This window comes from Psychrobacillus sp. FSL H8-0487, from assembly GCF_038008385.1.
Taxonomy (GTDB): Bacteria; Bacillota; Bacilli; order Bacillales_A; family Planococcaceae; genus Psychrobacillus; species Psychrobacillus psychrotolerans.
In genome coordinates this window covers 2341263-2363233 of the sequence record NZ_JBBOZA010000001.1, presented here as the reverse complement: position 1 = coordinate 2363233, position 21971 = coordinate 2341263, and the positions used below count along the sequence as shown (strand labels likewise).

The following is a 21971-nucleotide window of genomic DNA, read 5'->3' as shown; positions in this document are numbered from 1 at the left end:
TGTGGGAGAAGCAATCGTTATAACTTCAGGTAAAGGTGGGGTCGGTAAAACGACTACAACAGCTAACCTTGGAACTGCATTGGCCCTGCAAGGGAAAAAAGTTTGTTTAATGGATACGGATATTGGTTTACGTAACTTGGATGTAGTGCTAGGTCTGGAAAATAGAATTATCTACGATTTAGTAGATGTTATCGAAGGACGTTGTAAAATACATCAAGCGCTTGTGAAAGATAAACGCTTTGAGGATAGACTGTATTTACTTCCTGCAGCTCAAACTGTAGACAAAAATGCTGTTAATCCTGAACAAATGAAAGAACTTGTTTTAGAGTTAAAACGCGAATATGATTATGTCTTAATTGATTGCCCTGCTGGAATTGAACAAGGCTATAAAAATGCCATTGCAGGTGCAGATAAAGCAATCGTAGTTACTACACCGGAAATTTCCGCTGTACGTGATGCGGATCGTATTATTGGCTTATTAGAGCAAGAAGGCACAATAGATCCTCCTAAGTTAATCATCAACCGAATTCGTCAGCATCTGATGAACCAAGGTGATGCACTGGATATAAATGAGATTACCACTCACTTATCTATTGATCTATTGGGAATTATCGCGGATGATGAAAGTGTTATAACTTCATCTAATAAAGGTGAACCGGTTGTTATGGATCCTTCTAACAGAGCGGCCCTTGGATACCGTAACATTGCGAGACGTATTTTAGGAGAATCGGTACCATTAATGTCCATGGACCTTCCTAAAGTTGGCGTTTTTTCTAAAATCAAATCTATTTTTTCTAAATAAGAATGAAGACCGACTGCCCAGATTTGAGGTAGTCGGTTTATTTTTGTTTCACTTAAAAAAAGCTTAATAGGTTCCGTGATAGCAAGCTATACTCCTTACAACACTTCAAAAACTAATTCATTAAACAACCTCATCCTTCATATATTCTTCTTAGGGGGAATGTTATGCTTTCAAAAAGAAAATGGGTTCTTTCATTTCTATTTGTACTTTCATTTATTTTATTAGCAAAGTTAGAGGGTAATAGTACTCTCTCAACCAATTATGCCAGTCTACTATTAGAGCCACAAAAACCAACAGAAATTTATGAGGATGTAGTTGCTTGGATTACTCGAACAGATGACTTAATCAGTGTAAGTGCGCCTGTATCTAGTCCTCCTTTAATCGAATATAAATCGATTCAGCCTTTAGAAGATGGTGCAATTTTGTCCATTGATAAATCCCAAGACCTGTATGCATCTGAAGATGGTCTTATTATTTATACTGGTCATCGAAAGAAAACTGGTAAAACGTTATCTATTTTATATGATACGGGAGAAACTGCTACATACGGTTTTGTAGATGATTTTCATCAATTGCCATATACGACTGTAAACGCGGGAGATATATTTGCCTCTGTTGAAAATGACATGCTATATGTCCAGGTGGAAAAAGATGGAGAGATGTTAGATACCGAAGAGCTCATTGAGTGGCTTGCCGTCTTCTATGAATAAACGACTGTTTCGTGTACACCCCATAATGATTCCTTTTTTTCTATTCTTTTATTTATCAGGAGAAATAGCTATGTATGCACTTGTGTTTGGATCGCTATTGGTTCATGAGTTAGGTCATCTATTAGTCGCGATTTGGATGGGTGCTAAAGTTCAATCTTGTACTATTTTGCCCTATGGTGGAGAGATAAAGATGGAACAATTCTCGAAGCAACCTAAGAGGATACAGGTGTGTATAATCTTAGGTGGACCATTATGTACGCTTCTCTTGCTCTTATTTGGCATGCTTATAGACTTTCCTCAAGCAAATATATTTATAATGATTCAATTATCAATTTTCGGCTTAAATCTATTACCAATATTCCCGTTAGACGGTGGGCGAATCATACATTCTATTTTTCCGAAGTTGTATGAGGAGCTGATCGGCTTTTCGGGATGTATTTGTGTTATTATTTTTGCGGTTAGTTTGTTTTATTTTCCTGTGGCTTTGGTTATCTCCATTATATTTTTATTTCTTGCTTTTCAAAATCTTTCTTATTGGAGATTTCGTAAGTATAAGCATGCATTTGATTGGATAACGAAAAGCGCTTGACTAAGAATAATATATGTGATAATATTTTAATGTTATGATTTGTAGCAGCACCCGTTGCTACAACCGCTCTGAAAAGGTTATAAGTATTCGAGTTTTGAATCACCTTTTGGAAGGCGAGTCTTAGTCTAAGAGGAGGTGCAAGTATGTACGCAATTATTGAAACTGGTGGTAAACAAATCAAAGTTGAACAAGGGCAAGAAATCTACATTGAAAAATTAGATGCTAATGCTGATGAAGTTGTAACTTTTGAAAAAGTTTTATTCGTAGGTGGAGAAGATGTAAAAGTTGGCGCTCCATTCGTGGAAGGTGCTACAGTTACAGCGAAAGTTGTAAAAAATGGCAAAGCTAAAAAAATTACAGTCTTCAAATACAAAGCGAAAAAGAACTATCACAAAAAACAAGGTCACAGACAGCCATACACTAAATTAGTAGTAGAATCTATTAGTTTATAAGATGATTAAAGTGATTATAACAAAAGATCAATCCGGTCATATACATTCTTTCGAGATGAAAGGCCATGCTGATTTTGCGGAACATGGAAAAGATTTAGTGTGTGCAGGAGCTTCTGCTGTATCATTTGGTGCAGTGAATGCGGTGATCGCACTTACAGGAATCACACCTATAATTACGCAAAAAGGGGACGGAGGCTATTTATACGTCGAGGTTCCAAGCATATCTAATCTAGAAAAAGCTGCTCAAATACAGCTTATTTTGGAAGCGATGATTGTCTCTTTACAAACGATTGAGCAAGATTATGCCAAGTATATAAAAATAACCTTCAAAAAGTAGGAGGTGGAACATATGTTAAAATTAAATCTTCAGTTTTTCGCATCCAAAAAGGGAGTAGGTTCGACTCGTAACGGTCGTGACTCTCAATCGAAACGTCTAGGCGCTAAACGTGCTGACGGACAATTCGTATCAGGTGGATCAATTTTATACCGTCAACGCGGGACTAAAATTCATCCAGGTGAAAACGTTGGACGTGGTGGAGATGACACACTTTTTGCGAAAGTTGACGGTGTAGTGCGCTTTGAGCGTTTCGGCCGCGACAAGAAAAAAGTAAGTGTATATCCTGTAGCTCAAGAAGCTTAATGAATAATAAAAGGACTGCATTTATGCAGTCCTTTTTGATTTCAAAAATTTCGTGTAAGTAAGCTGTACTCCGGGAGCATAAAAGAACTATTCCTGTTATACTAGTAGAGGATAGTAAATGTTGGGATGTGTAACTTACATGGATCATAACGAGATTACTTTAAATGAAATACTTCGTCATACAATGCATGATTATTTAAATAATATGCATCTATTGCAAATGAACTTAGATATGGGTAAAACAGAGGAAGCTAAGGCTTTAATAAAAAAATATTCCCAAAAATGCAACCAATTTTTTGATATAAATAATATTGGTTTATATAAAACAAATGAATGGCTACAAACATTTAGTATTAAATATAATCAATTAACTTTAGATGTTCAAACATCTCTTCTAAATAGAAAAGCAAGTATGTACGATGAAGCCTTAAAAGATTATTTAAGTAGATTCGTACAAGCTATATACCCACATTTTAGAGGATATCAAGAGCAGTTCCTGAAACTTCATATCATTTCAGATGAATTTTTGGAAATACTAATAGATATTCGGGGAGATTGGTCTAATAATAAATGGCGAGATGAACTAATTGAAGATTTATTTCAGCTGGAAATATTAGAAGCAACCAACAATTCGATAACAGTAAAACTAATTGCAAGTGGAAGATTGGAGTGAAGTAAATGTTTGTAGATCACGTGAAAGTTTATGTCAAGGGTGGTGACGGCGGAGATGGTATGGTTGGATTCCGTCGTGAGAAGTATGTTCCTTTAGGAGGTCCTGCAGGTGGGGACGGAGGAAATGGTGGAGACGTTATCTTCGAAGTAGAAGAGGGTCTTCGTACATTAATGGATTTCCGCTATAAGCGTATTTTTAAAGCGACTAGAGGAGTTCATGGTGGTAGTAAGAATATGCATGGTGCCAATGCAGATGATTTAATCATTAAAGTACCACCTGGTACTGTTGTTAAAAACGAAGAAACTGGCGAAGTAATTGCTGATTTAGTAGAGCATGGGCAACAAGCTGTAATTGCAAGAGGTGGACGTGGTGGTAGAGGTAACTCTCGCTTTGCAACACCTGCAAATCCAGCTCCAGAGCTTTCTGAAAAAGGAGAGCCAGGTTTTGAGTTAAATGTAGAGTTAGAGTTGAAAGTTTTAGCAGACGTTGGTTTAGTTGGGTTCCCAAGTGTCGGGAAATCTACACTATTATCGGTTGTATCAGCAGCTAAGCCTAAAATTGCTCCATACCACTTTACAACAATTGTACCGAACCTAGGAATGGTAGAAACAGAAGATCACCGCAGCTTTGCAATGGCCGATTTACCGGGCCTAATTGAAGGTGCTCATGAAGGAATAGGTCTAGGGCATCAGTTCCTACGTCATATCGAACGTACGCGTGTAATTGTACATGTAATCGATATGTCTGGAATGGAAGGTCGCGATCCTTACGAAGATTATTTGACTATTAATGATGAATTAAAACAATACAATCTTCGTTTAACAGAAAGACCACAAATTATTGTAGCCAATAAAATGGACATGCCAGACTCGGAAGATAATTTAAAAGTCTTTAAAGAAAAAGTTGGAGCAGATATGAAAGTATTCCCTGTTTCTGCTATTTCTCGTCAAGGTTTACAAGAATTATTATTTGCAGTAGCAGACATGTTAGAGGTTGCACCAGAATTCCCATTAGAAGAATTGGTGGAAGAAGAAACAGAAACGTCTGTAATGTACAAATATCAAGCCAAAGAAGACGACTTTACTGTTACTAGAGATGATGATGGAGCGTTTGTACTTGCTGGCGGATCAGTGGAAAGATTATTTAAAATGACTGATTTCAGTAGAGAAGACTCTATTCGTAGATTCTCTAGACAACTTCGTGGGATGGGTATTGATGATGCACTTCGTCAGCGCGGAGCTAAAGATGGCGACATAGTACGATTACTAAGATTTGAGTTTGAATTTATCGAATAGAGGAAAGTAGGGAACCGCATGAAAGATGTAACAAGCCAGAGATTTTTTTTAGTACGGGAGGACGTGCTGACAGAGGCGATGCAAAAAACCTTGGATGCAAAACATCTCCTTCAATCTGGAAAGGCATCTTCGATTTGGGATGCCGTAAAAGAAGTAGATTTATCTCGCAGTGCTTTTTATAAATATCGTGATGCGGTTTTTCCATTCCATTCGATTGTTCAAGAACGGATTTTAACGGTCTTTCTTCAATTAGAAGATAGAGAAGGTACACTTGCTAGGTTATTGCAATTGGTGGCTAATTACGCATGTAATGTGTTGACCATCCATCAAACAATACCGATTCAAGGAAGAGCAAGTGTAACATTATCACTTGATGTAACAGCGATGAACAAGGAATTAGAAGATTTTTTGAATGAAATGAAACGACTTGATTTTGTAGAATCTGCAGAAGTGATTAGCTCTGGTGCTCTATAAGGAGGTTTTTCTAATGACAACCAAACAAATTGCTTTTTTAGGACCAGAAGCTTCTTTTACACATTTAGCAACTAAATCATTATTTCAAGAGGATGTATTAGTACCGATACGGACTATACCCGAGTGTATTGAAGCAGTTGCAAATGGAGAAGTGGATATAGCGGTCGTTCCACTAGAAAATGCACTAGAGGGAACAGTTCCATTAACGATCGACTATTTGTTCCATGAAGCAGAGCTGTTCGTGACTGCTGAGCTAATATCTCCGATTGAGCAACATTTAATGGTTCACCCAAGTAATGTGGAACGATGGGAAGAAATGACAACAGTGTACTCCCATCCACATGCTTTAGCACAATGCCATAAATATTTGTATTATCGATTTGGGAAAGTTCCATTAGAACAATCTTCATCAACTGCAGCAGCAGCTAAATACGTTTCGGAAAACGAAGATTTATGTATTGCTGCGATTGGAAATACTTCAGCTGCAACGGAATATGGATTAAAGATTGTGGAGCATAATATACATGATTTTCATTTTAATCACACTAGATTTTTTGTGATTTCTAAAAAGAATGATTGTATTGTCCGAGATGGTCATACCGATCAAGTGAAAACTACTGTTATGATTACATTACCTAAAGATGATCGCTCTGGTGCATTGCATCAAGTGTTATCGGTCTTTGCATGGAGACAACTCAATTTAAGTAAAATTGAGTCACGACCATTAAAAACAGGTTTAGGGCAATATTTCTTTATCATAGATGTGCTTGAGGATGAAAAGAAGCCAATGATGATTGGTGCTATAGAAGAGTTAAAGTCACTAGGCTGTGGTGTAAAATCATTAGGCTCGTATTATACATACGAAACAAAAAACGAAGCGATCCGTTCATAAATGGATTCGCTTCGTTTTTTATGTCTACTGTTTAAAAGTGTAGAAACACCCGAATGTTTCAAAGAATCACCTGAATGAGCTCCGGAATCACCAGAAAGTAATGATAAATCACCGGAATGTCATCATTTCCCCAACCCCATATTTGAAATTATCCTTCTAATAAATAACCTTTTTCCCTAATTGCATGAATACCTCTATTTAAAATTTCTTCGGTTGGAGCGGATAACAAATGCAAATGAATTCCCGCAGTGAGCTCCAGTAAAAACGGAGCGTCTGTATCTCGCACTTTCTTCAAAAACATTTCAACGTCGTGACGATTGGACACCATAATGGAAGACGTAATTTCTCCGTATACAGGATGTTCAATCGTAACATTCTCTACAGTGACTCCTGCATCTACTAAAGCTAAGAGCTCATCCTCGGAATGAGTAGATTGATGATTGCAAGCAACCCGTTGCTGAACATAAGGGGTACTTTCTTTATCCGGAAGAGCTATATAGCCTTGACTAGTAGAGACAATAGCAGCATTCGTTGCCTTTAATAAGGTTATATCATTCACAATAACCTGTCTGCTGACATTAGCGAGCTTTGCTAACTGATTGCCAGTCACGGGTACATGTTGTTCCTTTAAATAGGAGAAAATCCAATTCCTACGTTCCTCGCCTTTTAACTTTTTCACGATTAACTCCTCCAAACTTGCATAATGACTTGGTTGCTATTCATAAGTTTATCATGAAGGGGTGGTTGTTTGTTTAAAATCTGTGACCATTTTAAGATGGTAGACATAATTTAAAGGAGAAGGAAGGAGGAAGACTGTGCAAACTCATATTGTTGTAAAAGGGGACACTCTATGGAAAATCTCCAGAAATTACGGTGTTTCTTTTGAGGAATTAAAGAAAGTAAATGCGCATTTGGCCAATCCCGAATATATAGTGCCTGGCATGAAAATATTTATACCAAACACGAAAAAAATGGAATCGACTACTCATCCGTACAGTGATAATCGACCAGTAAAGCAAGAAATGGTGAATAAAGAAATGATGAAAAAGGAGGAAGTGAAAATCCAGCAACCTATGGACAAAACGAAAATGCAACCTGCACCACCGAGAATGCCTACTCAACCTGTTGCACCTACGTATCAGATGCCGCAGCAACCCAAACAACAACCAAAGCAGCAACAAATGCCACAACCGCTTCCACAACAGCCACAGCAACCACCTGCTTATACATTCCCATTCCATATGATGCCTGTCCCAGATATTGATATGACACCGTCTCCACAAGGCTGGAGATTAATGGAGTCTACATCTATTCATATACACAACCATATCCAAAATTTTGATATAGAGATGGAAACAGCACCGCAAGCACAACCAAAAGCTGAACATACACCGCAGCCTGTCCAGCCAATACCTATTCAACCAACACCGCAGCTAACAAGCCCAATAGCACAAGAAGCTTCACCAACATTCGAACCATCACCATCATACCCGGTAATGTATCCATGCCCGCCAGTACAGCCATATCCATACATGCACCACCAAGCAGAGTACGGAGGGCATCCTTGTGTACAGATATGTTACGTCCCTGTATATCCATGTCCTCCATATCCCTACCCACATTATTAAAACGTGAGTACGTATATACGGCAAATCAAGAAAAATGTATGGAAATGGAAAAATGAAAACGGCATATTCTCTGTAAAAAAATATCCGACTGTTGAGCAGGCAGAAAAAATTCGCCTAATTCATAAAGAACTAGAATACATGGAAAAACCTTTTATACTTCCTATTATAGAATCGACCCAAGAAGACTTTATTATTCAACCCTGGTATAAAGGGGATCATACGGTTTCCTATCGGTTCAAGGAAGACAGAAAAGCAGTCCATTTACTCCTAAGTCAAATTCATGAGACAAATAAAATGGTTGACTGGGAAGATAGTAATCTATTTTATTCTTTTAACCTTATTTCTAAATGGCAGAATCGGAAATGGAAGATGAACGAAATCTCCTTTTTCATCGAGTCACATATAGGTTGGGAGCAGACAAAATTTCTTTTGCTTTGTGGTGATATCGCTTTACGTAATATGAAACCATTTAATATGGAAAAGCGCACCTTGTTACACGGGGATGTTGTTCATCATAATTTTTTATCAGACAGCTCAGATTACAAAATAATTGATTTTGATCTCGCAGTGATTGGTCCAAGGGAAATGGAAAACATACTATGGATGCACCGGGTCCTCCCGGAGATAAATTATGACATTCGGTTGCTCATCCATGAATTTCCGCATCTTGAAAAAGTAGTTCGACGCTATAAAGAAGCAATGATGTATCCAAATGAACTATACCGTGAGTGGTTATATGCGTACTCATTGCCGAAAGAGCGAAAACAGAAATTTATCGAGCAGTTAATACCTTATACGAACAAAGCGTTAACAGAATGGCCCAATTTATGCTATACTTTAAGTAAACTTTAATCGTTCTTTTTAGGAGTTGGTCGCTCGAGATTTGAGCGGCCATCTTTGTTTGTTATGCTATAATGGACAGTATGAATTGTGAGGGATTTAAGGATGTATGATTACATAAAAGGACAAGTAACTCGAGTTACTCCAGAATACGTAGTAGTGGAACAGCAGGGAATAGGTTACCAACTCTTTACTCCCAATCCGTTTGCCTTCAGAAAAAGTGAGGAAATGGTCCAAGTATATACGCATTTTCATGTTCGGGAAGATGCACAACAGCTAATGGGGTTTCCTAGCCTAGCGCAGAGGGAATTATTTCGTAAGCTTATTTTAGTTTCGGGCATTGGACCAAAGGGTGCCTTGGCTATATTAGCTAGTGGGGAGCCAACTCATGTTATTCAAGCAATCGAGCGAGAAGATGAAACCTTCTTAGTGAAATTTCCTGGTGTAGGAAAGAAAACTGCTCGTCAAATGATATTAGATTTAAAAGGAAAACTAAATGATTTAATAGATTTTGAACTACTAGAATACGAGGATGAAGGGCCAAACTTATTCGATAATGGAGAAGCTGCTCATGAACTAGAAGAAGCGATGCTAGCATTAACAGCATTAGGATATTCCGAAAGAGAGTTAGCTAAAATTCGCCCACTCCTTAAAGCGAAAGCGGAACTTCAAACAACCGATCAATTTATGAAAAAAGCCTTACAGCTATTATTTTCAGGTAAATAAACAAAAGAAAGGAGGTTCTTGCTATGGATGAACGTGTTATTTCCAGCGAAATTTCAAATTTTGATGAACCTTTCGAGCAATCACTTCGTCCTCAGTTTCTTAAACAATATATTGGGCAAGATAAGATTAAGCATAATTTAGAAATATTTATAGAAGCAGCCAAAATGAGAAGTGAAAGTTTAGATCACTGTCTATTATATGGACCTCCTGGACTTGGTAAAACAACACTTGCTGCTGTAATTGCAAATGAAATGGATGTACAAATTCGAATGACAAGTGGACCAGCTATCGAGCGTCCGGGAGACTTAGCGGCAATTGTTAGTTCACTTGAACCTGGAGATGTATTATTTATAGATGAAATTCATCGGTTGAATCGTTCGATTGAGGAAGTCCTTTATCCGGCAATGGAAGACTTTTGTTTGGATATCGTAGTAGGAAAAGGGCCCGCTGCAAGGAGTGTGCGCCTAGACTTGCCCCCATTTACATTAATAGGCGCCACTACTAGAGCCGGTGCATTATCAGCCCCATTACGTGATCGTTTTGGAGTGTTATTGCGACTGGATTATTATGAGGAAGATGCATTGACCTCTATTGTGGTTCGCAGTGCAGATTTATTTAATGCTTCTATTGACCATGAGTCTGCTGGAGAAATAGCTAGAAGATCTCGAGGAACTCCGCGAATAGCGAACCGATTGTTAAAAAGAGTACGGGATTATGCGCAGGTTCGTGGGAATGGCTATATTTCACTTGAAATTGCTAGAGAAGCTCTAGAGCTTCTACAAGTCGATCCTCGTGGATTAGATCATATTGACCATAAACTAATTATGTCCATGATCGAACGTTTTAGGGGTGGTCCTGTTGGATTAGATACTATTGCAGCAAGTATTGGGGAAGAGTCAACGACAATTGAAGATGTCTATGAACCATATCTACTGCAAATTGGATTTATCCAACGATCTCCAAGAGGAAGGATTGTTACAGCCCTTGCTTATGAACATTTTGGAATTCCATTTCCAATAGAAAGAAAAGACTAAAAAAGGATGTCCTAATTATGAGAGTAGAAGATTTTGATTTTGAATTGCCCGAAGAATTAATTGCCCAAACACCACTTTTGGACAGAACAAGTAGCAAGCTATTGATAGCAGACTTCGTAAAACAGTCATATACACATACACATTTTAAAGACATATTAGACGAATTACAGGAAGGCGATTGCCTTGTGTTGAATGACACGAAGGTAATGCCTGCTCGTCTGATGGGGATGAAAAAAGAAACAGGTGCCAATATAGAAGTTCTATTATTAACACAAATAGAAGGAGATCACTGGGAAACACTTGTGAAACCTGCAAAACGGGTAAAAGTCGGAACAGAAATCACTTTCGGTGACGGATTGTTAAAAGCTGTTTGTACAGATATCAAAGATCATGGTGGCCGAATTTTCCGTTTTGAATATACAGGTGTGTTTTTTGAGGTATTAGATCAATTAGGAGAAATGCCGCTTCCCCCGTATATTCATGAAAAGTTGGAAAACAAGGATCGATATCAAACGGTCTATGCAAAAGAGCAAGGTTCTGCTGCAGCTCCAACTGCGGGCTTACATTTTACCGATGCATTATTGGATGACATTCGCTCAAAAGGTGTTAAAATAGCCTTTGTGACATTACATGTTGGTCTCGGAACTTTCCGACCAGTTAGCGTAGATTCAATTGATGATCATGAAATGCATTCGGAATTTTATCGAATTACTCAAGAAACAGCAGATACTATTAACCAAGTGAAAGCCGCAGGTGGAAAGATTGTAGCAGTCGGAACTACCTCGACGAGAACATTGGAAACAGTAGCAACTAAATTTGAAGGACAACTTCAAGCTGATAGTGGCTGGACGTCGATTTTCATTTATCCTGGTTATGACTTTAAATGTATAGATGGGATGATTACGAATTTCCACTTACCTAAATCTACTTTAGTCATGCTTGTTAGTGCACTTACTTCTAGAGAGTTTATGTTAAGTGCCTATAAAGAAGCCGTTGACTTAAAGTATCGCTTTTTCAGTTTTGGAGATGCAATGTTTATAAAAGGAAGGAATTATTAAATGACAGCAGTTACGTATGAACTCATAAAAAAAGACAAACAAACAGGTGCTAGATTAGGCGTCGTACACACACCTCACGGATCATTTGAGACTCCTGCATTTATGCCGGTGGGTACACAAGCAACAGTAAAAACAATGGCTCCAGAAGAGATTAAAGAGATGAATGCTGGAATTATTCTAAGTAACACCTATCACCTATGGCTGCGTCCAGGAAACGAAATTATTCGTGAGGCAGGCGGACTTCATAAATTTATGAACTGGGACCGTGCAATTCTTACAGATTCCGGTGGATTCCAGGTATTTAGTTTAAGTGATATGCGTAAAATTGAAGAGGAAGGCGTTCATTTCCGCAATCACCTGAACGGCGACAAATTGTTCTTGAGTCCTGAAAAATCCATGGAAATTCAAAATGATTTAGGTTCTGATATTATGATGGCCTTTGATGAATGTCCACCGTATCCTGCATCGTTTGAATACATGAAAGCATCTGTGGAGCGTACATCACGTTGGGCAGAACGTTGTTTAACTGCGCATACGAATACAGATAAGCAAGGGCTATTTGGAATTATTCAAGGTGGAGAATTTGAAGAATTACGTCGTCAATCCGCAAAAGATTTAGTTTCTCTTGATTTCCCTGGATATGCAATTGGTGGATTATCGGTTGGAGAACCAAAAGATGTGATGAACCGTGTCCTTGATTTTACAACACCGATGATGCCTGAAAATAAGCCTCGTTATTTAATGGGAGTTGGTTCGCCTGACTCATTAATAGATGGAGCAATTCGTGGTGTCGATATGTTTGATTGTGTACTGCCAACTCGTATTGCACGTAATGGGACATTCTTTACTCATCAAGGTCGTTTAGTTATTAAAGGTGCTAAGTTCGCTCGCGACTTTGGACCAATCGATGAAAAATGCGATTGCTACACATGTAAAAATTATTCACGTGCTTATATTCGCCACTTATTTAAAGCCGATGAAACATTCGGATTGCGTCTAGCATCGTATCATAACCTGCATTTCCTAATGAAATTAATGGAGAATGTAAGACAGGCAATACGAGAGGATCGTCTACTAGATTTTAAAGAAGAATTTTTTGAAGAATATGGGTATAACAAACCAAATGCAAAAAACTTCTGATTCTTGTATACTAGAAGATAGAGTTAAAAGGGGGGAAATAAATACATGGATACATTAGTAGGTTTGTTGCCAATTATTGCTATGTTCGCAGTAATGTGGTTCTTCATCATTCGTCCAGCACAAAAGCGCCAAAAAACAACTTCACAAATGCAAAACAATCTTAAACGTGGAGACGATATCATCACAGTAGGTGGGTTACACGCAAAAGTTGATGCAGTAGATGATCAAACGATCTTCGTTACAGTTGCAGACGGAACACGTTTACAATTTGAGCGCGTAGCAGTAGGACGAGTAGTTTCAGAGTCGAAAGTATAATAAAAAGTGAATCGGTCTATGATAGGCACTGGAAGGATTTTGAGTAAAAGAGTAACTTGTTTACTCAAAATCCTGAAGCACTAAACAAATGCTTCAAATGCCTGGACAAACCACATAAATTCGCCGTATTCTAGGCTTAGATACTTAATTGCTTATCTTTACTAAAATACATAAAAAAAGAACTTGCTCATTTTATGAGTAAGTTCTTTTTCTTTGGGCAAGGTAATAATGAGGTGATTATGTGCAGGACATACTCATAATAATAATTCGGACATTTGTTTTGTACTGGTTTATTTTACTGATTTTTCGTTTAATGGGAAAACGAGAAGTGGGTGAGTTAAGTATTTTTGACTTGGTTGTTTTTCTTTTAATAGCTGAGGTTGCAGGCTTTTCATTGGATGATCCTCAAAGTAGTTTTATCAATGCAATTGTCCCAGTGCTTATGCTATTTTTCATTCAGATGGGCGTTTCCTACTTTTCATTAAAAAGTAAAAAATTTCGTGATGTCATGGAAGGTGAACCTTCCATACTTATACGAGAGGGAATAATTGTTGAAAAAGAAATGAGAAAACAACGCTATAATTTGGATGATCTCCTTCAACAATTACGAGAACAACAAATTGGATCTATTCAGTCTGTCTCCTATGCATTTCTGGAGTCATCAGGGAACTTATCCGTCTTTAAAAAAGAAGGGGAACAATATGTATTTCCTCTCATCATCGATGGCGAAATACAACAGAGACATTTAGAGCATATTGGGAAAAATGAAAAATGGCTAATCCAACAACTTGAACAAAAGCAAATTATGAGTTATAAAAAAATATTTTACTGCAGTTATGAAAACGAAGAGCTCTATATTCAGCTTAAAACTTCATTTAAATAGCGATTTATCAAAATCTATTTTTAGAACTTTTGGCAATCTTGAAAATAACACTTAACTCTTTGCGTTTTATCTGTCTAAACAGTACTAAAGCGATTGTTAAATATAGCATAGTAAATAGGCAATCGATAAGTAAAGGACGACTTCCAATAGAATATATTAACGGTCTGGTAATGATCGTTAACAAAAACACAGCGTAAGGAATGACAAAAAATGAGAAGCCAATTTGTGCTTCTTTTTTTTCTTTTAAAGAAGCGATATGTAAAAAGGAAGTAATTAATACTCCAAATCCAATCGCAACAATCGCGCCTTTTTCTTGAATAGCAACTTGAGAAGCGAGAAAAAATAGTAGTAGTAGTTTCCCTACACCACCATATAGAGAATTGAGAAATGCGGCCTTTGAATTGTCTAATGCCTGCAAAATTGAAAACAAAGGACTTTGAATATAATAAAAGAAAAAAATTGGAGATAGAATTTTCATATAAACAGTAGCATTTTCAACATGAAATAGTGCCTCTACCAGCTCACCACCATGTAGATAAAATAGTGTAGCTGCATAACAGCCAGTTAAAGTAGAAAACTTTAAGGACAGATGAATTCTTTCTTTTAATAGTTTAAAATTACCCCGAGCAAATGCATCACTAACAGCTGGTATAAGAACAATAGAAAGTGCGTACGGGATGAAAGAAGGAAACAATAGCAAAGGAACTAAAACACCTGAAATGACACCGTAAAGAGTAGTTGCGGCCACTGCTGTAACTCCAGTAATAGCTAAAGCTTTGATAAAAATAATTGGCTCTAAAAACCATGTGAAAGATCCGAATAGTCGACTACCAGAAGACGGTAAGGCAATTGCAAAGAGTGGAGACAATGGATACGTTTTAGAAGATTTCGTAGTATTTTGTTTAGATTTCCATCTGTCATATTTCCATTTCAAATAGAGCAGTGCGATAAGTTCTGCGATTAGAGCTAAGAGCATTGCATAAGCAGAAGCTTCTTGTGGTGAAGCAGCAGTTAAAAAGAAGGGAAGCGCAAAACTGATTAAAATAATTCGAACGATTTGCTCCATCAATTGGGCCACAGCTGTTTCTTCTAATCGAGCAATCCCTTGGAAAAACCCTTTTAATATTCCGCCAGCGGCAGCAATCGGAACTATTGCGATGGATACGAATAATGTCATAGTAATTGCATCATTTTTTAATAAGTTACCCGAAATATAAGGAGTGACAAAAATAAATAATGGTGTGAATATTAAGATGGAAATTACTGTGACAATAACAGATGTTCGCATAACGGCGAAATAATCTTTTGTGGCATTTCTTGCTCGGAGCTCTGCAATAATTTTAGCCATAGCAATCGGAATACCAAGTTGTACCAAAGAAAGGAAAAAAATAAAAGCTGGATATGCAGTCATATAAATACCAACTGTTTCTTCACCAGTTAAGCGAACAAACTGCATACGATAAATAAAACCTAAAAACTTGGACAAAAAAATGGAAATCATCAGCAAAATTGAACCTTTTAAAAATGTAGACAATTAAACACTTCCTTCTCAAATACAGGAACTTCGTATACAATAACAATATGCTTATTGCTTAGTACATTATTCTATAAAAGAGGTGCGATATTATGGAAAATAATTATGAAGAAATATTTGCGCACGTACTACCAGCTATAGAAAGTAAAAGAAATGAGTTTTTCGTGTATCAATACGAAACAGTTTCGGAAAAAGATATTTGGAAATATTGTGTGACGAAGAAGTGGAGGAAGAAGGATATATCTTTATTGCCTTTATATCAGATCATCAATGATATTCTAACTATTTCTCCGGCAGAGTTTATGACATTTGAACAAATTGATAATCAACGTACTTCTAATTGGTTTGCTGAGATTAATCAAGATGAATTACGAATGTTATTAAATTCAGATTTTGAAGAAAAGTAAATGGACGGGTATTTGACAGTAAGCGCAACGTGTTTCATAATAAAGTTGTTGCTTTTTTTGAGGAGGAAATTTACATATGAAAACTAGAGGACGCATAGTTGCGTTTTTATTACTACTTGTTATTTTTGCAGGTACAATCAGTCCAACAGTTACAGGGGTCTTGAACAATATTAAACTCGGTTTAGATCTTCAGGGTGGTTTTGAGGTTCTTTATCAAGTAAACGAATTAAAAGACGGGACAGAAATAACGGAAGATGTTGTGGCAGATACAGCTTCAGCACTTACAAGTCGTATTGATGTATTAGGTGTAAGTGAACCTAGTATTCAAATTGAAGATGGCAACAGAATTCGTGTCCAACTTGCTGGGGTGGATGATCAAAACTCAGCCAGAGATTTACTTTCTACACAAGCGAATTTAACGTTCCGAGATTCAGATGATAATATAATGCTAGACGGGATGGACTTGAAAGAAAGCGGAGCAAAGGCAGCTTTCGATCAGCAAGGACAACCTATTGTTACGCTAGAATTAAAAGATGCAAATAAATTTGCAGAAATTACTTCGGAAATTGCTGCTAAGCCAGCACCAGATAATGTATTAGTTATTTGGTTAGACTTTGAAGAAGGTGTGGACTCGTACAAAGCGGAAGCATTGAAGCCTGAAGAAGAACAAAAATTCACTTCAGCTCCACGAGTATCGCAACGTATCAGCTCAGATAGCGTAGAAATTTCAGGTGCTTTTACAGTTGATGAAACAAAACATTTATCGGGAATTTTAAATGCTGGTGCTCTTCCGGTTGAATTGGAAGAAATCTACTCTACTTCAGTAGGAGCACAATTCGGAGAAGAAGCATTAAAAAGTACCATATTAGCTAGTATTATTGGTATTGCAGCAATCTTCATTTTCATGATTGGGTATTATCGTTTACCTGGTGTTATTGCGGTTATATCTTTAGTAGTATACATTTTCTTAATCCTTGTTATTTTTGACTGGATTAATGGTGTATTAACACTTCCAGGAATCGCGGCAATTGTACTAGGGGTAGGTATGGCGGTAGATGCCAATATCCTAACCTATGAGCGGGTAAGAGAAGAATTACGTGTTGGTAAATCAGTGAAGAAAGCATTTGATGCGGGTGCAAAAGAATCCTTTACCGCGATTTTCGATGCCAATATTACTACATTATTAGCAGCGTCGGTATTATTCATCTTTGGTACAAGTTCTGTAAAAGGATTTGCGACACTGTTAATAATTAGTATTTTAGTTATTTTTATCACAGCAGTATGGGCTTCCCGTATTCTACTTGGATTATTAGTTCATAGTGGTTACTTCGATAATAAACCAGGTTGGTTTGGTATTCCGAAGAAAAGAATACATGCTCCAGAAGAAGAAGTGGATACACTTGACTTAACAACAAAATTTGATCGTTTTGATTTTGTTCATAGTCGTAAAATCTTCTATCTTGCTTCTATAACATTGACTATTGCTGGTATTATCATTTTGAGTGTGTTCAAGTTAAATCTGGGTATAGATTTTTCTTCTGGTACTCGTGTTCAAATTGAGTCAACTCAGCCTTTAACTCAGGAGCTAGTAGAAGAAAAAATTGAAAGCATTGGTTTACCATCAGATGATATTGTCATCTCCGGGGAAAAAGGGGATAGTGCAGTAGTAAGATACAAAGAAGACTTTACACAAGAAGAAATTAAAACACTAAAAGTAGAGATGAATGAACAGTTTGGTAAGGACCCATCTGTGAGTACGGTTTCACCTACTGTTGGTCAAGAACTTGTCAAAAATGCATTAAAAGCATTAATGTTTGCTGCTCTTGGAATAGTTATTTATGTTGCTTTCCGCTTCGAGTGGAGAATGGGACTAGCATCAATCGTTTCGTTGCTCCATGATGCATTCTTAATGGTTGCTGTATTTAGTATCCTTCGATTAGAGGTAGATATTACATTTATCGCAGCAGTATTAACGATAGTTGGTTATTCAATAAATGATACGATTGTTACATTTGACCGTATTAGAGAAAACTTGCATCGTAGTAAAAAGATTACTTCAGAAGACGAACTTGCAACGATTGTAAATAAATCACTACGACAGACTCTTGGACGTTCTGTAAATACAGTACTTACTGTAATTTTAGTTGTTGTAGCTCTATTGATATTTGGTGCGGAAGGAATTCGCAATTTCTCAATCGCTCTATTAATCGGCTTACTAGCTGGAACGTATTCTTCTATCTACATTGCAGCGCAAATTTGGTTTGATTTGAAAGTGAAAGAAATGCGTAAAAATGGCGGCATAGAAGTGAAAAAAGAAGAGAAAAAATGGGGTTCTGATGAGCCTGTCGTTTAATAGTTTTAGTATAATATGGAGCAGGGTATAACTTTACTATACTCTGTTCCATTTTTTTATAAATGAGTAAATAAAGGAGGGTCAATATGAAATTTCAATGGTCATTATTATTCGGTTTAATATTCGCTATTATTATTGCCTTATTTGCTATATACAATGTCGACACTGTTCCAGTCAACTATGTTTTTGGAACAGCACAATGGCCACTTATCCTAGTGATTTTAGGCTCAGCATTATTAGGAGCGTTACTCAGTGGGTCCGTTGCCATTTATCGGTCGTTCATATTATCGCGGAAAGTGAAGCACTTGGAGAAGGATATTGAAAAGAAAGATGCTACCATCGGTGTTTTACAAAATGAGGTAGTAGCTTACGAAGAAAAGCCAGTTGAGTTTTTTGAAGAGCCAGTGACAGTGAAAGATGAAAATTCGACTATATAACTCTAAAACCTTTTGACATCTGTCAGAAGGTTTTTCTTTAGATCCTTGCAAACACCTTTTTCACAACGTATCTACCTCAGATGAGGTATAATAGATTATAAGGAAGTGAATAATATGATCGAATCTCAGAAAATATGGCAAGTTTCAAGGCCTAATATAGAAGTAGTAGAAATGTTAGAAAAAGAGCTTTCTATACCGAGTGTTTGTGCAAAAGTATTAGCCTCTAGAGGGTTTGAAAATATAGAAGATGCAAAATCATTTTTACAAGTATCGGAAAACCAATTACACAATCCATTTTTGTTTCCAGGCATGGAAGCGCTGGTAGCACGTGTTCATCAATCAGTGGAAACGGAAGAACGTATAATGGTCTATGGTGATTATGATGCGGACGGTATTACTAGCACAACGATAATGGTTAAAGCGCTAGAGTCACTAGGTGCTGATGTCATCTATAAGATTCCAAATAGATTTATAGATGGCTATGGACCAAGTGAGCGTTTGTTCCAAGAAGCTTATGATGAAGGTGTAAAACTAATCATTACTGTCGATAATGGTATTTCAGGTATACAACCTATTGAGTTTGCAAAAGGATTAGGGATGGATGTTATTGTTACTGACCACCATGAACCTGGTGAGATTTTGCCAATAGCAGATATTATAATACATCCGAGTTTAAAGGAGACAACCTATCCTTTCCCACATTTAGCAGGAGTAGGTGTAGCCTTTAAAGTAGCTCATGCTTTACTAGGGGAAATTCCTAAGGAATTCTATTATCTAGTAGCCATTGGCACAATAGCCGACCTTGTTTCATTGACAGGAGAAAATCGTTATTTAGTTCAACAAGGCTTAAAACAGATGCAACATACAGACTCTGTAGCCATTGAAGCTTTGGCAAATGTAAGTGGAGTAGATCTTCGTTCAATCGATGAAGAAACAGTTGGATTTATGTTTGGGCCACGTATTAATGCAGTAGGACGACTTGGTGAAGCAGCGCCTGGTGTAGATATGTTTTTAACTGAAAATCCTAATCATGCACTAGCGATGGCTAATATGCTCAATGAAAAAAATAAAGAACGTCAAGCAATCGTCAAGCAAATTACAGATGAAGCAATGGAGCAACTCGAACTATTTCCCCCTCTGGATGGGGCAAGTGTCATTGTAGTAGGGAAAATAGGATGGAATCCTGGTGTCCTAGGTATTGTTGCTTCCAAATTAGTGGAGAAGTATTATAGACCTGCTATAGTGCTAGGATTTGATGAAGATAAAAAGATTGCTAAAGGGTCAGCACGCAGTATTGAAGGATTCCATATGTATAAAGAGCTTGCTAAAAACCAAGATATTGTCTCTCATTTTGGTGGACATCCAATGGCGGCTGGTATGACATTACCTTTAGAAAATGTGGAAGAGTTTCGTTTAAGATTAAACGAACAAGCGAAAGGAAGTTTATCGGAAGAACAATTAATACCAACTATTTCCATTGATGTTCCATTAGAAATGGATGAAATATCGACAGAATCCATTGAGTCTCTAAAAAAACTAGCTCCATTTGGAATGGGTTTTGCAAAACCAGTCTACTGCATAGAAAATGTAGAAGTTTCAACTGTGCGGAAAATAGGCTCAGCACTAAATCATTTGAAAATGGAGTTAAAACAAGGGGCTATCCTTTTAGATGCAATTGGATTTGGAAAAGGGCAATTAGCGGACGAAATAGCTCCAACGACTAAACTTTCTTTTATTGGGGATTTACAGATCAATGAATGGAATGGACGTAAAAAAGCGCAATTGATGATACAGGATATAAAAACAGATGAGTTGCAGCTTTTTGATATTAGAGGTATTCGCCAGGTGACTCGATGGCAACCCCTTATTCCTTTAGAGGATACCGTATATGTTGCTTTTAATGAGGATACGATTAAGCACTTTAGTACAATCATTGATCATAGATTATATCTGATGAGTGAACTACTGGAGCAGCCGGTACAAGCGAAATATGTAGTGCTCTTAGATTTACCGGAAGAGGAAGAATCACTGGTCAAACTAATCCAATCTCATTCGTGGAAAAGAATATATGCACACTTCTTTACGAACGAGTCTTCTTACTTTGAAGGCTTACCGACGAGAGATCAATTTAAATGGTATTTTTCTTTCCTTACAAAAAGAAAAACATTTGCATTGAAACAGCATATTCATGAATTGTCTAAACATACTGGATGGAGTCAAAATACATTTAATTTTATGTCGAGGGTGTTTTTTGAACTTAGTTTTGTTAGAATAGACAATGGGATGATAGTGCTCAATGAAAGTCCAGTGAAAAAGGATTTATCAGAGGCGCCTTCATACAAACAGCGTGAGAAACAGATGGATCTAGAACAAAAATTATTATATGCGCCATATGTGGAGCTGAAACAATGGTTTGAAGAGCGAATAGCAGTACAAACCGTTCCTGAGGAGGAGCAAGTATGGATTTGAAGCAGTATGTAACAACAGTTGAAGATTGGCCGAAGCCAGGTATTAGTTTTAAAGATATTACTTCAATTATGGATAATGGAGAGGCATATAAATACGCAACGGATCAAATTGTTGAATATGCAAAAAAAGTGAATGCTGAAGTTATCGTAGGACCTGAAGCACGTGGATTTATCACTGGCTGTCCAGTTGCTTATGCACTTGGCGTTGGGTTTGCACCTGTTCGTAAAGAGGGGAAGCTTCCTCGTGAAGTAATCCGTGCAGAATATGGCTTAGAGTATGGAAAAGATGTTCTAACTATGCATAAGGACGCTGTAAAACCAGGACAACGTGTGTTAATCGTTGATGATTTATTAGCGACAGGCGGTACAATAGATGCTACAATTCGATTAGTAGAAGAATTAGGCGGTTTAGTTGTAGGTTGTGCATTTTTAATAGAACTTACATACTTAGAAGGTCGCAACAAATTAGAGAATTATGATATTTGCACATTGATGCAATATTGATCATTTTGTGAATATATGTTTGCATCAGGCAAGCTTATTTAGGGTGGACTTTACAAGTCCCTCTTTTTTTTTATACAATATAGCTTATAAACTATTTTAGAAATATAAAACGAAATC

The 21971-nt window shown here is 37.2% G+C and carries 25 protein-coding genes and 1 other annotated feature; of the genes, 23 read left to right on the top strand and 2 right to left on the bottom strand.

Going from position 1 to position 21971, the window contains the following annotated elements:
• Position 1: 1 nt before the first annotated feature.
• The 10 genes from minD (at position 2) to pheA (ending at position 6527) form a co-directional block, all read left to right on the top strand.
• The gene (gene minD, locus MHI47_RS12085) at positions 2 to 802 is read left to right on the top strand and encodes a septum site-determining protein MinD (RefSeq protein ID WP_093537012.1); all 801 of its coding nucleotides are present in this window, start codon (positions 2 to 4) and stop codon (positions 800 to 802) included.
• Between the two features lie 164 nt (positions 803 to 966).
• Positions 967 to 1512 carry a hypothetical protein gene (locus MHI47_RS12080; RefSeq protein ID WP_093537013.1) on the top strand — a complete coding sequence of 182 codons (546 nt, stop codon included), beginning with the start codon at positions 967 to 969 and terminating at the stop codon, positions 1510 to 1512.
• A gap of 70 nt (positions 1513 to 1582) precedes the next feature.
• Complete coding sequence (locus MHI47_RS12075) at positions 1583 to 2101, top strand: metalloprotease (protein WP_340830962.1); 519 nt, start codon at positions 1583 to 1585, stop codon at positions 2099 to 2101.
• A 51-nt stretch (positions 2102 to 2152) separates the two neighbouring features.
• Positions 2153 to 2232: a sequence feature (ribosomal protein L21 leader region), on the top strand.
• Between the two features lie 12 nt (positions 2233 to 2244).
• Positions 2245 to 2553: a 50S ribosomal protein L21 gene (gene rplU / locus MHI47_RS12070; RefSeq protein WP_093060533.1), complete on the top strand. Its 309-nt coding sequence runs from the start codon at positions 2245 to 2247 to the stop codon at positions 2551 to 2553.
• A 1-nt stretch (position 2554) separates the two neighbouring features.
• On the top strand, positions 2555 to 2890 hold the full coding sequence (locus MHI47_RS12065; RefSeq protein ID WP_093537015.1) for a ribosomal-processing cysteine protease Prp: 336 nt from the start codon (positions 2555 to 2557) through the stop codon (positions 2888 to 2890).
• Positions 2891 to 2902: 12 nt separating this feature from the next.
• Positions 2903 to 3193 carry a 50S ribosomal protein L27 gene (gene rpmA / locus MHI47_RS12060; RefSeq protein ID WP_090564003.1) on the top strand — a complete coding sequence of 97 codons (291 nt, stop codon included), beginning with the start codon at positions 2903 to 2905 and terminating at the stop codon, positions 3191 to 3193.
• Between the two features lie 118 nt (positions 3194 to 3311).
• On the top strand, positions 3312 to 3866 hold the full coding sequence (locus MHI47_RS12055; protein WP_340830961.1) for a Spo0B domain-containing protein: 555 nt from the start codon (positions 3312 to 3314) through the stop codon (positions 3864 to 3866).
• Positions 3867 to 3871: 5 nt separating this feature from the next.
• Positions 3872 to 5161 (top strand): GTPase ObgE, encoded by a 1290-nt coding sequence (obgE, locus tag MHI47_RS12050; RefSeq protein ID WP_340762808.1) that lies wholly within the window; start codon positions 3872 to 3874, stop codon positions 5159 to 5161.
• Between the two features lie 18 nt (positions 5162 to 5179).
• Positions 5180 to 5635: an ACT domain-containing protein gene (locus MHI47_RS12045; protein ID WP_093537018.1), complete on the top strand. Its 456-nt coding sequence runs from the start codon at positions 5180 to 5182 to the stop codon at positions 5633 to 5635.
• Between the two features lie 13 nt (positions 5636 to 5648).
• Complete coding sequence (gene pheA / locus MHI47_RS12040) at positions 5649 to 6527, top strand: prephenate dehydratase (protein ID WP_340830960.1); 879 nt, start codon at positions 5649 to 5651, stop codon at positions 6525 to 6527.
• A gap of 148 nt (positions 6528 to 6675) precedes the next feature.
• On the opposite strand, the gene MHI47_RS12035 is transcribed toward pheA, so the two are convergent.
• A complete protein-coding gene (locus MHI47_RS12035) occupies positions 6676 to 7206 on the bottom strand; it encodes a transcription repressor NadR (RefSeq protein WP_093537020.1) in 531 nt (176 codons plus the stop codon).
• A 136-nt stretch (positions 7207 to 7342) separates the two neighbouring features.
• On the opposite strand from MHI47_RS12035, the gene safA reads away from it, so the two are divergent.
• From safA to MHI47_RS11995, 8 genes are all read left to right on the top strand, one after another.
• The gene (gene safA / locus MHI47_RS12030; RefSeq protein ID WP_340762804.1) at positions 7343 to 8155 is read left to right on the top strand and encodes a SafA/ExsA family spore coat assembly protein; all 813 of its coding nucleotides are present in this window, start codon (positions 7343 to 7345) and stop codon (positions 8153 to 8155) included.
• 138 nt (positions 8156 to 8293) lie between these two features.
• Positions 8294 to 9007, top strand: coding sequence for a phosphotransferase (locus MHI47_RS12025; RefSeq protein WP_340830958.1), 714 nt, complete (start codon positions 8294 to 8296; stop codon positions 9005 to 9007).
• Between the two features lie 93 nt (positions 9008 to 9100).
• Complete coding sequence (gene ruvA, locus MHI47_RS12020) at positions 9101 to 9721, top strand: Holliday junction branch migration protein RuvA (RefSeq protein WP_340830957.1); 621 nt, start codon at positions 9101 to 9103, stop codon at positions 9719 to 9721.
• 23 nt (positions 9722 to 9744) lie between these two features.
• The gene (ruvB, locus tag MHI47_RS12015; protein ID WP_340769638.1) at positions 9745 to 10755 is read left to right on the top strand and encodes a Holliday junction branch migration DNA helicase RuvB; all 1011 of its coding nucleotides are present in this window, start codon (positions 9745 to 9747) and stop codon (positions 10753 to 10755) included.
• Between the two features lie 17 nt (positions 10756 to 10772).
• Entirely contained in the window at positions 10773 to 11813 is a 1041-nt protein-coding gene (gene queA / locus MHI47_RS12010) for a tRNA preQ1(34) S-adenosylmethionine ribosyltransferase-isomerase QueA (RefSeq protein ID WP_340830956.1), read from the top strand.
• Positions 11814 to 12953 (top strand): tRNA guanosine(34) transglycosylase Tgt, encoded by a 1140-nt coding sequence (gene tgt / locus MHI47_RS12005; RefSeq protein ID WP_340762797.1) that lies wholly within the window; start codon positions 11814 to 11816, stop codon positions 12951 to 12953.
• 45 nt (positions 12954 to 12998) lie between these two features.
• A complete protein-coding gene (gene yajC, locus MHI47_RS12000; RefSeq protein WP_093537027.1) occupies positions 12999 to 13268 on the top strand; it encodes a preprotein translocase subunit YajC in 270 nt (89 codons plus the stop codon).
• A gap of 241 nt (positions 13269 to 13509) precedes the next feature.
• Complete coding sequence (locus MHI47_RS11995) at positions 13510 to 14151, top strand: DUF421 domain-containing protein (RefSeq protein ID WP_340830954.1); 642 nt, start codon at positions 13510 to 13512, stop codon at positions 14149 to 14151.
• Positions 14152 to 14158: 7 nt separating this feature from the next.
• Here MHI47_RS11995 and MHI47_RS11990 read toward each other — a convergent pair whose 3' ends face one another.
• Positions 14159 to 15685 carry a putative polysaccharide biosynthesis protein gene (locus tag MHI47_RS11990; protein ID WP_340762795.1) on the bottom strand — a complete coding sequence of 509 codons (1527 nt, stop codon included), beginning with the start codon at positions 15683 to 15685 and terminating at the stop codon, positions 14159 to 14161.
• A 92-nt stretch (positions 15686 to 15777) separates the two neighbouring features.
• Here MHI47_RS11990 and MHI47_RS11985 point away from each other — a divergent pair, with 92 nt between their 5' ends.
• From MHI47_RS11985 to MHI47_RS11965, 5 genes are all read left to right on the top strand, one after another.
• Entirely contained in the window at positions 15778 to 16092 is a 315-nt protein-coding gene (locus tag MHI47_RS11985; protein WP_093537030.1) for a post-transcriptional regulator, read from the top strand.
• Between the two features lie 76 nt (positions 16093 to 16168).
• The gene (gene secDF / locus MHI47_RS11980; protein ID WP_340830953.1) at positions 16169 to 18445 is read left to right on the top strand and encodes a protein translocase subunit SecDF; all 2277 of its coding nucleotides are present in this window, start codon (positions 16169 to 16171) and stop codon (positions 18443 to 18445) included.
• Between the two features lie 86 nt (positions 18446 to 18531).
• Complete coding sequence (locus tag MHI47_RS11975) at positions 18532 to 18882, top strand: LapA family protein (RefSeq protein ID WP_340830951.1); 351 nt, start codon at positions 18532 to 18534, stop codon at positions 18880 to 18882.
• Between the two features lie 114 nt (positions 18883 to 18996).
• Positions 18997 to 21351, top strand: a complete 2355-nt coding sequence (gene recJ / locus MHI47_RS11970) for a single-stranded-DNA-specific exonuclease RecJ (protein ID WP_340830949.1) — start codon at positions 18997 to 18999, stop codon at positions 21349 to 21351.
• Positions 21342 to 21854, top strand: coding sequence for an adenine phosphoribosyltransferase (locus tag MHI47_RS11965; protein ID WP_093537034.1), 513 nt, complete (start codon positions 21342 to 21344; stop codon positions 21852 to 21854). The genes recJ and MHI47_RS11965 overlap by 10 nt, the downstream gene beginning before the upstream one ends.
• Positions 21855 to 21971 lie beyond the last annotated feature (117 nt).